The sequence below is a fragment of the Rhizobium sp. SEMIA 4085 genome (assembly GCF_013004495.1).
Taxonomy (GTDB): Bacteria; Pseudomonadota; Alphaproteobacteria; order Rhizobiales; family Rhizobiaceae; genus Rhizobium; species Rhizobium gallicum.
In genome coordinates this window covers 13,767-27,364 of the sequence record NZ_JABEPH010000029.1, presented here as the reverse complement: position 1 = coordinate 27,364, position 13,598 = coordinate 13,767, and the positions used below count along the sequence as shown (strand labels likewise).

15 protein-coding genes and 2 pseudogenes are annotated in these 13,598 nt (G+C 61.3%); 12 read left to right on the top strand and 5 right to left on the bottom strand.

The features are described 5' to 3' along the window. Positions 1-86 precede the first annotated feature (86 nt). The 3 genes and pseudogenes from plsY to C9413_RS05275 form a co-directional block, all read right to left on the bottom strand. A pseudogene (gene plsY / locus C9413_RS05285) lies at positions 87-662 on the bottom strand (glycerol-3-phosphate 1-O-acyltransferase PlsY); the annotation flags it as partial. Between the two features lie 176 nt (positions 663-838). After that, the gene (locus C9413_RS05280) at positions 839-2,131 is read right to left on the bottom strand and encodes a dihydroorotase (RefSeq protein ID WP_039844591.1); all 1,293 of its coding nucleotides are present in this window, start codon (positions 2,129-2,131) and stop codon (positions 839-841) included. Continuing rightward, positions 2,128-3,069, bottom strand: a complete 942-nt coding sequence (locus tag C9413_RS05275) for an aspartate carbamoyltransferase catalytic subunit (protein WP_039844592.1) — start codon at positions 3,067-3,069, stop codon at positions 2,128-2,130. The genes C9413_RS05280 and C9413_RS05275 overlap by 4 nt, the downstream gene beginning before the upstream one ends. 178 nt (positions 3,070-3,247) lie before the next feature. On the opposite strand from C9413_RS05275, the gene C9413_RS05270 reads away from it, so the two are divergent. The 4 genes from C9413_RS05270 (at position 3,248) to C9413_RS05250 (ending at position 6,529) form a co-directional block, all read left to right on the top strand. Next, positions 3,248-4,897, top strand: a complete 1,650-nt coding sequence (locus tag C9413_RS05270; RefSeq protein WP_170250247.1) for an acyl-CoA dehydrogenase family protein — start codon at positions 3,248-3,250, stop codon at positions 4,895-4,897. Positions 4,898-5,255: 358 nt separating this feature from the next. Further along, positions 5,256-5,915, top strand: a complete 660-nt coding sequence (locus C9413_RS05260; RefSeq protein ID WP_039844594.1) for a TetR/AcrR family transcriptional regulator — start codon at positions 5,256-5,258, stop codon at positions 5,913-5,915. A gap of 120 nt (positions 5,916-6,035) precedes the next feature. Continuing rightward, positions 6,036-6,206, top strand: a complete 171-nt coding sequence (locus C9413_RS05255; RefSeq protein ID WP_052451501.1) for a transposase — start codon at positions 6,036-6,038, stop codon at positions 6,204-6,206. Further along, positions 6,203-6,529 (top strand): DUF6105 family protein, encoded by a 327-nt coding sequence (locus C9413_RS05250; protein ID WP_039844595.1) that lies wholly within the window; start codon positions 6,203-6,205, stop codon positions 6,527-6,529. The genes C9413_RS05255 and C9413_RS05250 overlap by 4 nt, the downstream gene beginning before the upstream one ends. Here C9413_RS05250 and ruvX read toward each other — a convergent pair. After that, complete coding sequence (gene ruvX, locus C9413_RS05245) at positions 6,472-6,960, bottom strand: Holliday junction resolvase RuvX (RefSeq protein WP_039844596.1); 489 nt, start codon at positions 6,958-6,960, stop codon at positions 6,472-6,474. The two genes, C9413_RS05250 and ruvX, sit on opposite strands and share 58 nt — an antisense overlap. Before the next feature lie 115 nt (positions 6,961-7,075). Between ruvX and C9413_RS05240 the strand changes: the two genes are divergently transcribed. The 4 genes from C9413_RS05240 to C9413_RS05225 all read left to right on the top strand — a co-directional run bounded on the left by C9413_RS05240 (position 7,076) and on the right by C9413_RS05225 (position 10,037). Next, entirely contained in the window at positions 7,076-7,780 is a 705-nt protein-coding gene (locus tag C9413_RS05240) for a metal-dependent hydrolase (protein ID WP_039844597.1), read from the top strand. A gap of 70 nt (positions 7,781-7,850) precedes the next feature. Then, on the top strand, positions 7,851-8,138 hold the full coding sequence (gene gatC / locus C9413_RS05235) for an Asp-tRNA(Asn)/Glu-tRNA(Gln) amidotransferase subunit GatC (RefSeq protein WP_039844598.1): 288 nt from the start codon (positions 7,851-7,853) through the stop codon (positions 8,136-8,138). A gap of 52 nt (positions 8,139-8,190) precedes the next feature. After that, on the top strand, positions 8,191-9,672 hold the full coding sequence (gene gatA, locus C9413_RS05230) for an Asp-tRNA(Asn)/Glu-tRNA(Gln) amidotransferase subunit GatA (protein ID WP_170250246.1): 1,482 nt from the start codon (positions 8,191-8,193) through the stop codon (positions 9,670-9,672). A gap of 89 nt (positions 9,673-9,761) precedes the next feature. Then, a complete protein-coding gene (locus C9413_RS05225; RefSeq protein WP_039844600.1) occupies positions 9,762-10,037 on the top strand; it encodes a hypothetical protein in 276 nt (91 codons plus the stop codon). A gap of 57 nt (positions 10,038-10,094) precedes the next feature. Here the strand turns inward: C9413_RS05225 and C9413_RS05220 are convergent, their stop codons facing one another. After that, the gene (locus C9413_RS05220; protein WP_039844601.1) at positions 10,095-10,352 is read right to left on the bottom strand and encodes a YjhX family toxin; all 258 of its coding nucleotides are present in this window, start codon (positions 10,350-10,352) and stop codon (positions 10,095-10,097) included. A 295-nt stretch (positions 10,353-10,647) separates the two neighbouring features. On the opposite strand from C9413_RS05220, the gene C9413_RS05215 reads away from it, so the two are divergent. The 4 genes and pseudogenes from C9413_RS05215 to C9413_RS33080 all read left to right on the top strand — a co-directional run. Next, a complete protein-coding gene (locus tag C9413_RS05215) occupies positions 10,648-11,163 on the top strand; it encodes a GNAT family N-acetyltransferase (protein ID WP_039844602.1) in 516 nt (171 codons plus the stop codon). An 81-nt stretch (positions 11,164-11,244) separates the two neighbouring features. Beyond that, positions 11,245-12,747 (top strand): Asp-tRNA(Asn)/Glu-tRNA(Gln) amidotransferase subunit GatB, encoded by a 1,503-nt coding sequence (gatB, locus tag C9413_RS05210; protein WP_170250245.1) that lies wholly within the window; start codon positions 11,245-11,247, stop codon positions 12,745-12,747. A gap of 4 nt (positions 12,748-12,751) precedes the next feature. Then, a complete protein-coding gene (locus C9413_RS05205; protein ID WP_039844604.1) occupies positions 12,752-13,255 on the top strand; it encodes a GNAT family N-acetyltransferase in 504 nt (167 codons plus the stop codon). A 95-nt stretch (positions 13,256-13,350) separates the two neighbouring features. Continuing rightward, positions 13,351-13,498: pseudogene (locus C9413_RS33080) on the top strand (GNAT family N-acetyltransferase); the annotation flags it as partial. Positions 13,499-13,598 lie beyond the last annotated feature (100 nt).

Sequence of the window (13,598 nt, the reverse complement as noted above, 5' to 3'; positions counted from 1 at the left end):
CCGGCCCATCCCCCTCCGCCCTCCCCTTCCCCGGTTCCGTTTCTCCCCTTTCCCACTGTGTTTCTCTCCGCCCACCGCGGGTGGGGGGAAATGTGGGCTTGGGGTTGGAAAGGGGAGATGGCCGACATCACCGCCATGACCGCTGCAACCTTCTCGGCCCCCAGTAGCCACAATGCAACCGGGATGACAAGCATCGCGACCAGCGCCGACAGCGAGGAGTAACGGGTCGTAAAGGCAACCGCGAGCCATACGGCGCCGAAAAGCAAAACCATGACCGGCGCGACGCCAAGCAGCGTGCCGATATAGGTAGCAACGCCTTTGCCGCCCTTAAAGCCAATCCAGACTGGGAAGAGGTGGCCGATGAAGGCGAAGAAGCCGGCAATGATGCCCGCTTCCCCGCCAAGGAAATATCCGACGATCCAGGCTGCGGCCGACGCCTTCAGCGCATCGAGCAACAGGGTCGCAGCCGCAAGCTTCTTGTTGCCGGTGCGCAGCACATTGGTCGCGCCGATATTGCCGGAGCCGATGCTGCGCACATCGCCGAGCCCCGCCGCCTGCGTCAGGATAAGGCCGAAGGGGATTGAGCCCAGCAGGTAGCCCATGGCGGCCGCCGCAAGCGCCAGCGGCGGTGTGATCTGCCAGGTCATCATGTCAGAGACCATTTACTCCATCCCTTTCGTCCAATGGACTTACCCCTCATCCTGACCACTCCTCGCAAACGGGGCGAGGCAACCTGCACAGCGCGCCCTTCGCGAAGGACGAAATGCCGCCGCGAGTCACTTTCACCACGCCTGCGGGGAGAAGGTGCCCGGCAAGGCGGATGAGGGGCACTCCCACTTTATTCCAATCCGTAAACCAGCTTCCCCGCGACATAGGTCGCGACAGCCCGTCCGCTGAAGCGCGCATCCTCGAAAGGCGTATTCTTCGAGCGCGAGAGAAGCATGTCTTCCGAGACAAGCCAAGGCTCGTCGAGATCGATCAGCGCGATATCGGCTTTGGCACCCGGCTTTAGCGTGCCGGCTTTCAGGCCGAAGATCTGCGCAGGGCGCGTCGACATCGCGTCGATCAGCCGCATCAGACTCACCTGGCCGCTGTGGTGGAGGCGCAGGGCCGCTGCAAGCATCGTCTCAAGACCCACTGCGCCATCAGCCGCTTCGCCGAAAGGCAGCCGTTTGGTATCGACATCCTGCGGATCATGCGAAGAAACGATGATGTCGATTGCGCCTCTCGCCAGCGCATCCACCATCGCCACGCGGTCGCCTTCGGAGCGCAGCGGCGGATAGAGTTTGAAGAAGGTACGGTACTCGCCGATGTCGTTTTCGTTAAGCGCCAGGTTGTTGATCGAGATGCCGCAGGTCACCTTGGCGCCGCGGCTCTTCGCAAGCTCGATCGCCTCGACCGATTCCGGTACCGAGATCATCGCCGCATGATACGTGCCGCGTGTCAGCTGTGCGATGCGGAGGTCTCGTTCAAGAGGAATGAGCTCCGCTTCCTTCGGAATGCCCCCGAGACCGAGCCAGCTGGCAAGCAATCCTTCATGCATGACGCCGGTGGCGCCGAGATATTTGTCGCGGGTCTCGCAGGAGATGACAGCGCCGAATTCCCGCGCATAGGTCATCACCCGCCGCATCACCTGCGTGTCGTGAACGCTGGAACGACCATCCGTGAAGGCGACGGCTCCGGCTTCCATCAGCAGGCCGATCTCGGTCATCTCCTCGCCGGCCAGATGTTTGGTGATCGCCGCAGCCGGATAGATGTTGACGAGCGCCGTGTCCCTCGCTGTTTTCTTGACGAATTCGACCAGCGCGATGTCATCGATGACAGGATCGGTGTCTGGCATCATGATGATCGAGGTGACGCCTCCGGCCGCCGCCGCCCGGCTCGCCGAAGCGATCGTCTCGCGGTGTTCGGCGCCCGGCTCGCCGATATTGACGCATGCATCGACCAGGCCAGGCGTTGCGACGAGACCGCTGCAGTCGCGAACCGTGGCACCCTCCGGCGCCCCCTGGTTCTGCGCATCCTTTCCGGCTGCCGCAATCATGCCGTCCTTGACGATGATCGTGCCGATCTCATCGAGATTGCGCGAAGGATCGATAATGCGAACATTCTTGAGAACGATCGAGTTCATCATGCCCGCGGCCCCCGGTTCTGAGACACAAGCAAAGTCTCCATCACCGCCATGCGCACCGCGACCCCCATTTCCACCTGTTCGGCAATCACGCTCTGCGGTCCATCCGCCACCTCGGATGAGATCTCCACCCCGCGGTTCATCGGCCCCGGATGCATCACCAGCGCGTCGTCCTTGGCAGCTTTCAGAGTTTCCGCATCAAGCCCATAGAAATGGAAATATTCCCGCACCGAAGGCACGAAGGCGCCGGACATCCGCTCGCGCTGGAGGCGCAGCATCATAACCACCTCGGCGTCCTTCAGCCCTTCCTTCATCGAGTGGAAGACCTCGACGCCCATCTCCGCGATGCCGGCTGGAAGCAGCGTCGCCGGTGCGACGACACGGACCCGCGCGCCCATGGCATTCAGAAGCAGGATGTTCGAGCGCGCCACCCGCGAATGGAGCACGTCGCCGCAGATCGCCACGATGATGCGCGACAGCCTGCCCTTGGCGCGGCGGATCGTCAGCGCGTCGAGCAGCGCTTGCGTCGGATGCTCGTGCTGGCCGTCGCCGGCATTGACCACCGAGCAGGAGACCTTTTGCGCCAGGAGTGCGGCGGCACCGGCGCTCGAATGGCGGATCACCAGCACGTCCGGGCGCATCGCATTCAGCGTCATCGCCGTATCGATCAGCGTTTCGCCCTTCTTCACCGAGGAATTGCCGACCGACATATTCATGACGTCGGCGCCAAGGCGCTTTCCGGCGAGTTCGAAGGAGGCTTGCGTCCGTGTCGAGGCTTCGAAGAAGAGGTTGATTTGCGTCAGGCCGCGAAGGGTCGATGTCTTCTTCTCGCGCTGCCGGCTGATCTTGACGGCCTCATCCGCCTTGTCGAGCAGGTAGGTGATATCCTGCTCCGTGAGGCCTTTTATGCCGATGAGGTGGCGGTGGGGAAAGAAGACCATGAACCTGCCTCTTGCTGTGTCACGCGCTCTATAATGAGTGGCGCGGTGAGGGGCAAGCATGTGCTGCCGACAAAGGCTTACGTCCCCATGCAATTTTGTCGTAAATCGGCTAGAGCTGAAGCGGGAAAGCTCGAACTTCCGCTTTCCCTTTGCCGGTCTCTTGCACTAGAAGCGAACCATGACATCCGCTGAAGAAAAACTTGCCGAGCTGAACCAGCCAAGTCTCTGGTCCGGCATCAATGCCTACCGGTCCGATCCGCTGATCGTCGACTTGACGGCGGCGCTGCCGCGCGGCACGCGCGAGGACCTGGAAAACATGGGCCGCTACGTGACCTCGCCGGAGGCACAGGAGCTGGCGCGCATGGCAAACCAGGGTACGCCGCCGCTTCGCACCCATGGCCCGCGCGGCGAGCGTCTGGATGTCGTCGAGTTTCACCCGGCATGGCATGCACTGATGCGCCGCTCGATGTCCGTCGGCCTGCATTCCTCAGTCTGGGATCCACAGGCCGATGCCGACGCCAAGGATCAGGCGCACAAGATCCGTGCGGCCCGCTTTTACCTGACTGCCCAGCTCGAATCCGGCCACCTTTGCCCGCTGACGATGACGAGCGCTTCGGTGGCAGCACTCTCCGCTTCGCCTGCCGTGCAGAAGGATTGGGCGCCGAAGATCCTCTCGCGCAAATATGATTCGTCGAACAAGCCAGCCATGCAGAAATCTGCCGTGACGATCGGCATGGGCATGACGGAAAAGCAGGGCGGCACCGACGTTCGCTCCAACAAGAGCACGGCCGAAAAGGTCAGCGAAGGCATTTACCGCCTGTCGGGCCACAAATGGTTCATGTCGGCGCCGATGAGCGATGCCTTCATCATGCTGGCGCAGACGAAGGAAGGCATGGGCTGCTTCCTGGTTCCGCGCCTGCTGGAAGACGGTTCGGCCAATGGCCTGCGATTCCAGCGCCTCAAGGACAAGGTCGGCAACCGCTCGAACGCCTCCTCCGAAGTCGAGTTCAGCGACACCTTCGGCTTCCTGCTTGGCGGCGCGGATGCAGGCATCCGCACGATCCTCGACATGGTGACGTTGACGCGTCTTGACTGCGCGCTTGCCTCGTCTGGTATCATGCGTGCCTCGCTTGCCGAAGCCGTGCACCACACCCGCGGCCGCACCGTCTTCGGAAAGATGCTCGTCAACCAGCCGATCATGACCCGCGTGCTGGCCGATATGGCGCTCGACGTCGCGGCCGCAACGGCTCTGTCCTTCCGCCTCGCTGATGCTTTCGACAAGGCCCGCGGCAATGCGGAAGAGGCTGCCTACGCCCGCGTCATGACGCCGGTTGCGAAATACTGGTGCTGCAAGATCGCGCCGGCGCTGATCTATGAGGCAATGGAATGCATCGGCGGCAGCGGCTACATCGAGGAACGCCCGATCGCCCGCCACTACCGTGAAGCCCCGGTCAACGCCATCTGGGAAGGCTCGGGCAACGTGATGGCGCTCGATGTGCTGCGTGTGCTGACGCGCGGCAAGGATCTCTTCGAAACGGTGTTCACCGGCCTTGCCCGCGATCTCGGCCCGGCCGGCAAGAAGACGATCGACGTCCTTCGCGCCGCAATGGCGCTTTGCGAACGGGACGAGGGCGCGGCCCGTCTGCTGGTTGAACAGCTTGCGCTCGCCGCCGCTGCTGCCGAACTCTACCGCCTCGGTGCCGGCCGCATCGCCGACGCCTTCATCGAGACGCGCCTCGCAGGCGGCTGGCGCGCGACCTACGGCATGCTCGATTCCCGCTTCGACGCGACCTATATCGTGGACCTGCTCTATCCGCCGGCAGGTTAGGGCAAGATAACAGCCTGGGGTACTTGCGCATGGGTTTGAAATCTCGATCGTGAGGCAGCAGGCCGTGACCGCTGCCACAGTTCGTCCATGGCCTTGCGCTGTGCCCGGCGCTGGATGATCTTGCAGGGCTTCCTCGATGGTTCCTTTCTTCGTCGGCAAGCCTTTGAGGCGCATTGCCTGTTCCCTCCGCTCGTCGTCGGTGTCCACATTGGTTTGCATGTTGGCCGCATGTGTATCTTTGGCCGGATTACGCATTCGTCCATTTCAAACAATATCCCCAGGCTTTCCGAGGCCTGCCCATTGTCGGCAAGCAAAGGGTTGGCTACTCACCGCATAGTGACAGGCTGGGCGATCCGATATGTTGAATGAATGCGCGGTTCTTGAAGCTCTTCCGCAGGCTGCAAGCGAAGCCGATAAGCGCGTCCGCGACCGCGGTGCGACCGAAAAGGCGATCCTCAGGGCGGCCAAGGCGCTGCTCTCGGAAGAGGGGTTCCAGAATTTCGGCATTAACGCGGTTGCCCGCCGGGCCGGATGCGACAAGCAGCTGATCTATCGCTATTATGGCGGCCTGGACGGCCTTGTCGAAGCGATCGGCTCCGATCTCGGCACCTGGGTCAGGGACCGCATTCCGGAAGATACCGGCGGCATGTTTCTGCTCACCTACGGCGATCTCATGGAGCGGCTGGCGTTGCTTTTCCTCCAGGCGCTTCGCGATGACCCGCTGATGCGCCGCATCGTCGCCTGGGAAGTCTCGGAGAATACGGAGCAGGTGAGGCGGCTGGCCGAATCCCGCTCGAAGGCGCTGTCGCAATGGCTGGAGCGCATGAAGGGCTCGCTGGCGCCGCCGAAGGGCGTCGATGCCGCCGCCGTCAACGCAATTCTCATTGCCGCGATTCAGCACCTCGTGCTCTCGGCTTCGGCAGGCGGCCAGTGTGTGGGGCTTGCGCTGAAGACCCCCAAGGATTGGGAAAAAGCCGCAACCGCTTTGAAGCGCATCGTTCGCGGCGTTTACGGCTGACGCGGCTTCGTGTCATCCACAGGCGGCGGCTCGCCCGTTAACCTTAACGAATGGTTTACATTGCACCCTGCGGGTTAACGCGACAGGGTATCCGCAGTCTAAAACTTAGCTGTCGGAATCATGGGAACCAAAGCTGCCAAAGCCATGCTGCTCTTTGCCGCGATGATGTTTTTCGCGGTGCTTGCGCTGGATATCGCCGTGCCTGCACTGGTTTTGAGCGTCATGGCATTGTCGACATGGGCGGTCACTCCCGACGCGTCTTTGAGCCGGCAGGAAGGGGAGGCAGCATGAAGTGGTTCCTGGTCTTCTGGTTGGGACCGATCGCCTTTCTGGGCGGCTGGTACTGGCTTTCCTACTACGACATGAACTTCGGCATCTTCATGCTGACGCGCCAGGTTCATGACCTGACCTTCCAGATTTACGGCGATGTGCTCGGCGTACCGCCAGAAACCATTCCGCCGCTTGTCGCGCGCGCGATCGCTGTCGACAGCCTCGTCGTCTTCGCCATCATAGGCTTTCGCAAGCGCAGCAAGCTCATTGCCTGGTGGAAGGCGCGTCAGGCCTCGAAATCGTCCGATCTGGCGAGCAGCGAGAGCCTGTCCAGCGCCCCCTGAAGAATGAAGCTGGCGGCGGCCGAATCGATCCGCCCGGCACGTTTGGCGCGCGACACATCCATCTCGATCAGCGCCCGTTCCGCCGCAACCGTGGAAAGCCGCTCGTCCCAATAGACAAAAGGCAGGGCCGTCTTTTGCTCCATGTTGCGCACGAAGGCTCTCGTCGCCTGAACGCGCGGACCGGCCGAGCCATCCATGTTCATCGGCAGCCCGATGACGAAACCGGAGACTTTTTCCTTCGCGGCAAAAGCAAGTAGCACTTCGGCGTCAATCGTGAACTTCTGCCGTTTGATGACCGGCCGCGGCGTTGCGAAGCGCCGCCCGAGATCGGACATCGCAAGGCCGATCGTCTTTGTGCCAAGATCAAGTCCGGCGATCGCCTGTCCGGACCGCAACACAGCCGCCAGTTCCTCGATCGTCAGCACCGTCATCGTCGTTCATCCCGTCAAAAGAAATTGAAGCATTGGCCGCTTTTCTTTGTGGCCATACCGGATATGTCCTTAGCATCCAATTCCGCTTTTGCATCACGTATTAAGGAGCGATTCCATGAAGATCACCTGGCTCGGCCATTCCGCCTTCCGCATCGAGACGAATGCGGCAAAGATACTGATTGATCCGTTTCTCACCCACAACCCGTCCTTCGCCGGTCAGGACATTAAGCAGGTTGCAAGCGGCATCACCCATATCCTCCTGACGCACGGCCATGGCGACCATGTCGGCGATACCATTTCGCTTGCCCGCGAGACGGGGGCCGTTGTGCTCGCCAATGCAGATCTCGCCGCCTGGCTCGGCTCCAAAGGCGTCGAGAGGATCGAGATGGGAAACACGGGCGGCACGGTTTCGCTCGGAAGTTTCACCGCCACCTTCACCAACGCGCTCCACTCCTCCGCCCAGATTACCGAGGACGGCGTCTCCCATGCGCTCGGCAATCCGAATGGCCTGATGCTGCACTTCGACGACGAGGCAAGCCTGCTCCACATGGGCGATACCGACATCTTCTCCGACATGGCGCTCCTCAATGAACTGCACCAGCCGGACATCGGCATCGTGCCGATCGGCGACCGCTTCACCATGGGCGGTGCCGTCGCAGCACTCGCCTGCCGGCGTTACTTCAATTTCAAGACCGCAATCCCCTGCCACTACGGCACCTTCCCGATCATCGACCAGACGCCGGATAAATTCGTCTCCGGAATGGAAGGCTCGAAGACGCAGGTGAAGGCGCCGAAGCAGGGCGAGACGCTGTCCATCTGAGCAAAACGCCGTTGCACTGGGCGGATATGGCCTTTATAGCGGGTGGGAAATTTCCCATTCGGAGAATGCCATGTCCGTCGATCTTGCCACCGTTAAGCGCGTCGCGCACCTTGCCCGTATTGCCGTTTCGCAAGAAGAGGCAAATCGCATGGTCGGCGAGCTGAATGGCATCCTCGGTTTCGTCGAACAGCTTTCCGAGGTGAATGTCGAAGGCGTCGAGCCGATGACCTCTGTCACGCCGATGGCGATGAAAAAGCGGAAGGACGAGGTCACCGACGGCAGCAAGGCCGAGGACATCGTCGCCAATGCGCCGGTCAGCGACCACAATTTCTTCCTGGTGCCGAAAGTCGTCGAATAAGCCCAGCGCTTTTTCCGACCACGTTGCCAATTCAAAAATCCGAGCGAACACGATGAGCGAACTCACCAGCCTGACCATTGCCGAATCCCGCGAAAAGCTGCGCGCCAAGGAGATCACCGCAACCGAACTGACGGAAGCCTATATTTCGGCTATCGATGCGGCCAACGACCGGCTGAACGCCTATATCAAAGTCACGCCCGATCTCGCCCGCGTCATGGCAAAGAAATCCGACGAGCGCATCGCCGCAGGCCAGGCCGGCGATCTCGAAGGAATCCCCCTCGGCATCAAGGACCTCTTTGCGACCGTTGGCGTCCACACCCAGGCCTGCAGCCACATCCTCGACGGCTTCGAGCCGCGCTACGAATCGACCGTCACCCAGAACCTTTGGGACGACGGCGCCGTCATGCTCGGCAAGCTGAACATGGACGAGTTCGCCATGGGCTCCTCCAACGAGACCTCGCACTACGGCGCGGTCATCAATCCGTGGCGTGCGGCGGGCTCGAACCAGCAGCTCGTTCCGGGCGGCTCTTCCGGCGGCTCGGCGGCGGCGGTTGCTGCCCATCTTTGCGCCGGCGCCACCGCCACCGATACCGGCGGTTCGATCCGCCAGCCGGCCGCCTTTACCGGCACCGTCGGCATCAAGCCGACCTATGGCCGCTGCTCGCGCTGGGGCACGGTCGCCTTCGCATCCTCGCTCGATCAGGCCGGCCCGATCGCCCGCGACGTGCGCGATGCCGCGATCCTGTTGAAGTCGATGGCAAGTGTCGATGCGAAGGATACGACCTCCGTCGACCTGCCGGTGCCGGATTACGAAGCCTCGCTCGGCAAGTCGCTGAAGGGCATGAAGATTGGCATTCCAAACGAATACCGCGTCGACGGAATGCCCGAAGAAATCGAGACCCTCTGGCAGCAGGGCGTCGCCTGGCTGAAGGACGCCGTCGCCGAGATCGTCAACATCTCGCTGCCGCATACCAAATACGCGCTGCCGGCCTATTCCATCGTGGCTCCGGCCGAAGCCTCCTCGAACCTCGCCCGCTACGACGGCGTGCGCTACGGCTTGCGCGTCGACGGCAAGGATATCGTCGACATGTACGAGAAGACCCGCGCCGCGGGCTTCGGCAACGAAGTCAAACGCCGCATCATGATCGGCACCTACGTGCTGTCGGCCGGCTACTACGACGCCTATTACCTGCGCGCCCAGAAGGTCCGCACGCTGATCAAGCGGGACTTCGAACTCGCCTTCGACGCCGGCGTCGACGCTATCCTGACGCCCGCCACCCCGTCCTCGGCCTTCGGCATCGCCGACGAGAACCTCGCCTCCGACCCGGTCAAGATGTACTTGAACGACATCTTCACCGTGACGGTCAACATGGCAGGCCTCCCGGGCATCGCCGTGCCTGCCGGCCTCGACCACAAAGGTCTGCCGCTCGGCCTCCAGCTCATCGGCAAGCCCTTCGATGAAGAGACCCTCTTCAAGACCGCGCATGTCATCGAACAGGCCGCGGGCAAGTTCACGCCGGCGAAGTGGTGGTAACGGGCTCATCATCTGCAAAGTGACGGCTTCCGATAAGATGCATCTTGAGAGGTGCTCAGTCGTCAACAGCTGCGGCGCGAGGAGGCGTCATGGACAAGACAGATCTCGCGCCGTTGATCCAGGCATTCGACCGTCTCGCGGCCGGCGGTTTTCACATGGGCGCAGACTGGCAGGCCGTGCATGAAATCTGCCAGGCGAACGAGGGTGAAAAGCCCTTCGACTGGGGTCATGCCCTTTGCCATCGCATCGAAGGCGACGACTGGAATGCTGATTACTGGTACCGACGCGCGGGTAAGAGGCGCGCAGCCGGTACCGTGGCCAAAGAGTGGTCGGCGATGAGGGCCGAGCTTTCGGCGCAGCTCTAACATCGCCCCCAAGGCCACGCGCCGATCACGACATGCGGCTTGGATGGTGCTGCGAAACTATCGATTATCCTGCTCGGCTCTTACCAGCACCAAACCGCGCTCCGTGATGCGGTAGGGCTTACCGCTCGAAGATTTGATCGCCTTCTTCTGTTTGAGTTTGCGGAAGGTGATCAGGTCAAGGCCGGAGAATACCCAGCCTTCGCGGGTATAGAGCTGCAGTTTTTCGATCTTTTTCCTTTCGTCGCGTGTGATTTCGATGCGGCCGCCCTGGGCCAATAGGTGCAGAATGCGCTGCTCCGTGCGGGAAATGTCCATTTGAATGTTGATCCGGTCTTCGCGCCGAAAAAGCGCGTAAAAAAACGATCCGGCGTCAAAGGCGAGCGCCGGGGCTTCGTTTTTTTCTGGCCCATGCGCGCAAGCAGGCTTGCAGGCAGGGCCTTTAGCGGGTCTGAGAGTGGCTCAACATAAGGACTTGGTAGCTCGCCTCGAACAGGAGGTCAAGCAGGCGCCGGGCTTGCGAAAATCGGCTGATAACGATGGCGCGAGCGCGCAAATCATTGGAAAACCCACCGATTCGGTGTTCTACTGAAAGCGTTGAGCGGAGGTGCCATTGATCCACATTCGCAATGCCCGCGAGGGCGAAGCGGACCTTTTGAGTGAGATCGGCCTCAGAGCCTGGCAAAAGGCGATGACGGCAATGGGCGAGTCGGACGCGCTGCTGGATGCGGCGCGCAGTGCTTTCGTCAATTTTACGCAAGGCACATGGTTGACGATCACGGTGATCGAGCTCAACGGTATTGTTGCCGGCTGGGCGGCGCGCGAACACCTGGACGAGACAATATCCGATTTCTGGATCGATCCGGCCTATACCCGCCAGGGCCTCGGCTCTGCGCTTCTGGAAGAGATCGAAAAGGACATTGCCGAGCAGGGTTTCGCGAAGGCGGCAATGCAGACGCATTCGGGAAATACCGAGGCGATCAGCTTTTTCCAGAAACACGGTTACGCCATCCACTGGCTTTCAATCGCCTATAATCCGAAGCTCGACCGCGACGTACCATCGGTCGGATTGGCGAAGGACCTGGAAACCGAGGGCGACGGCATTTACGGGCCTGGCTCTAGCTTCTGACTGACGTGCCGAAAGCCTTGCACCGGCAGACCATTTCCTTTACCTCACCAGTTGAAAAGAACAGCCTCCAAAGAGCATCAAATGACCATTGTCGACGTTCGCACGCCTGATCCGAAACGCTTCATTCCCGGCGCCACCGGCGATTGGGAAGTCATCATCGGCATGGAAGTCCATGCGCAGGTGCTGTCGAATGCGAAGCTCTTCTCCGGCGCCTCGACGGAATTCGGCAAGCCGCAAAATTCAAACGTCTCGCTCGTCGATGCCGCCATGCCCGGCATGCTGCCGGTCATCAACGAGGAATGCGTCAAGCAGGCGGTGCGCACCGGCCTCGGTCTGAAAGCTCAGATCAACAAACGTTCGGTCTTCGACCGCAAGAACTATTTCTATCCCGACCTGCCGCAGGGCTATCAGATCTCGCAGTACAAGGATCCGATCGTCGGCGAAGGCACGATCGTCATTTCGCTTGGTCCTGACCGCCAAGGCCAGTTCGAGGATATCGAGATCGGCATCGAGCGCCTGCATCTGGAACAGGATGCCGGCAAGTCGATGCACGACCAGCATGCGACGATGTCCTACGTCGACCTCAACCGCTCCGGCGTCGCGCTGATGGAAATCGTCTCGAAGCCCGATATGCGCTCGTCGGACGAGGCGAAGGCCTACATGACGAAACTCCGCTCGATCGTGCGATATCTCGGCACCTGCGACGGCAACATGGACGAAGGCTCGATGCGCGCCGACGTCAACGTCTCCGTTCGCCGCCCCGGCGAGCCCTTCGGCACGCGCTGCGAGATCAAGAACGTCAATTCCATCCGCTTCATCGGCCAGGCGATTGAATACGAAGCCCGCCGCCAGATCGGCATCCTGGAGGACGGCGGTACGATCGATCAGGAAACCCGCCTTTTCGACGCGAACAAGGGCGAAACGCGCTCCATGCGTTCCAAGGAAGAAGCGCATGATTATCGCTACTTCCCCGATCCGGACCTGCTGCCGCTCGAATTCGACGATGGCTTCATCAAGGATCTTGCAGCCCACCTGCCGGAGCTGCCGGATGACAAGAAGGAGCGCTTCGTCCGCGAACTCGGCCTTTCGGTCTACGACGCTTCGGTGCTGGTCTCCGAAAAGGCGATTGCCGATTATTTCGAGGCCGTGGCCGAAGGCCGCGACGGCAAGACGGCTGCAAACTGGGTCATCAACGACCTGCGCGGCGCCTTGAACAGGACCGGCAAGGACATCGAAGAGACGCCGGTTTCGCCGGCTCAGCTGGGCGCGCTCATCGATCTCATTAAGGCCGAGACCATCTCCGGCAAGATCGCCAAGGACCTCTTCGAGATCGTGCTCAACGAAGGGGGCGATCCGGTTGAGATCGTCGAAGCCCGCGGCATGAAGCAGGTGACCGATACCGGCGCCATTGAAAAGGCCGTCGACGAGATCATCGCCGCCAACCCGGATCAGGGGGCCAAGGCTCAGGCAAAGCCGACGCTTGCCGGCTGGGTCGTCGGCCAGGTGATGAAGGCAACCGGCGGCAAGGCCAATCCGCAGGCCGTCCAGGCGCTCGTCAAGACCAAGCTCGGAATCGAGGAGTAGGGCCGTGTATTTCGTGCGCACGGCAAGCGAGCGGGACCTCGACAAGGTCCGCGCCCTGCTGGTCGAGGCGTTTCGTTCCGCCTATGCCGATCTCTATGGCGAGGCGAAGGTAAGCGAGCTGATCGCGCACCTGTTTTCTCCGGCAGCGCTCCAGGCGCGGCTGGCGAAGAAGAACGCGGAATTCCTCGTCGCCGACAACGGCAAGGCCGTGGGCGGCATTGGCTATGCCGCCATGTCGGACGAGAGGACGAAGACGGTTATGCTGCATTTGCTTTACGTGCGGCCGTCGCTGCATCGCCAAGGCATCGGACGACAAATCTTCGCCGAGCTCGAGACCTGCTTTCCGGATGCAGAGATCATGCGTCTGGAGGTCGAGCCAAGGAACGAAAAGGCGATTGCCTTCTATCACGCGCACGGTTTTACCGACGCCGGCCGCAACGAAAACGACGGACCGGGCCAATCGGGGATCGCGACGCTGGTCCTCGAAAAGCAGCTCGACACCCATTGAACCGGTAACGATGGCCAAAGTTGAGATCCGCAAGGCACGCGAAGGCGGCCTTTCAGATAGGTGGCGACATGCGCTGCAACGCAACTGGTGCGCAGATGATCGAATTGATGTCGGCGATGCAAAAGGCCGCGGCCTTTTGCATCTGCAATTGATCTCCAAAACCAAGCGCCGGATGCGCATCGTTTCTCCAAGCGCCTCAGTTTCAAGCCGTCGCATTTGGGCTTCAAGATGCCCCTGAAATGAGGTTTCGCCGATGGGAATCGCTGGACAATCCAGCGTTCCGGCGGCATAAGCGAAGAACGAATTCCAGTCCCGCTCGCCTTCGGCAAGCACAAGGAAAAGA

Excerpts from the sequence above, each read along its gene's own strand:
- C9413_RS05280 (WP_039844591.1), bottom strand. The coding sequence starts at position 2,131 with ATGATGAACTCGATCGTTCTCAAGAATGTTCGCATTATCGATCCTTCG.
- C9413_RS05275 (WP_039844592.1), bottom strand. The coding sequence starts at position 3,069 with ATGGTCTTCTTTCCCCACCGCCACCTCATCGGCATAAAAGGCCTCACG.
- C9413_RS05270 (WP_170250247.1), top strand. The coding sequence starts at position 3,248 with ATGACATCCGCTGAAGAAAAACTTGCCGAGCTGAACCAGCCAAGTCTC.
- C9413_RS05260 (WP_039844594.1), top strand. The coding sequence starts at position 5,256 with ATGTTGAATGAATGCGCGGTTCTTGAAGCTCTTCCGCAGGCTGCAAGC.
- C9413_RS05255 (WP_052451501.1), top strand. The coding sequence starts at position 6,036 with ATGGGAACCAAAGCTGCCAAAGCCATGCTGCTCTTTGCCGCGATGATG.
- C9413_RS05250 (WP_039844595.1), top strand. The coding sequence starts at position 6,203 with ATGAAGTGGTTCCTGGTCTTCTGGTTGGGACCGATCGCCTTTCTGGGC.
- ruvX (WP_039844596.1), bottom strand. The coding sequence starts at position 6,960 with ATGACGGTGCTGACGATCGAGGAACTGGCGGCTGTGTTGCGGTCCGGA.
- C9413_RS05240 (WP_039844597.1), top strand. The coding sequence starts at position 7,076 with ATGAAGATCACCTGGCTCGGCCATTCCGCCTTCCGCATCGAGACGAAT.
- gatC (WP_039844598.1), top strand. The coding sequence starts at position 7,851 with ATGTCCGTCGATCTTGCCACCGTTAAGCGCGTCGCGCACCTTGCCCGT.
- gatA (WP_170250246.1), top strand. The coding sequence starts at position 8,191 with ATGAGCGAACTCACCAGCCTGACCATTGCCGAATCCCGCGAAAAGCTG.
- C9413_RS05225 (WP_039844600.1), top strand. The coding sequence starts at position 9,762 with ATGGACAAGACAGATCTCGCGCCGTTGATCCAGGCATTCGACCGTCTC.
- C9413_RS05220 (WP_039844601.1), bottom strand. The coding sequence starts at position 10,352 with ATGGACATTTCCCGCACGGAGCAGCGCATTCTGCACCTATTGGCCCAG.
- gatB (WP_170250245.1), top strand. The coding sequence starts at position 11,245 with ATGACCATTGTCGACGTTCGCACGCCTGATCCGAAACGCTTCATTCCC.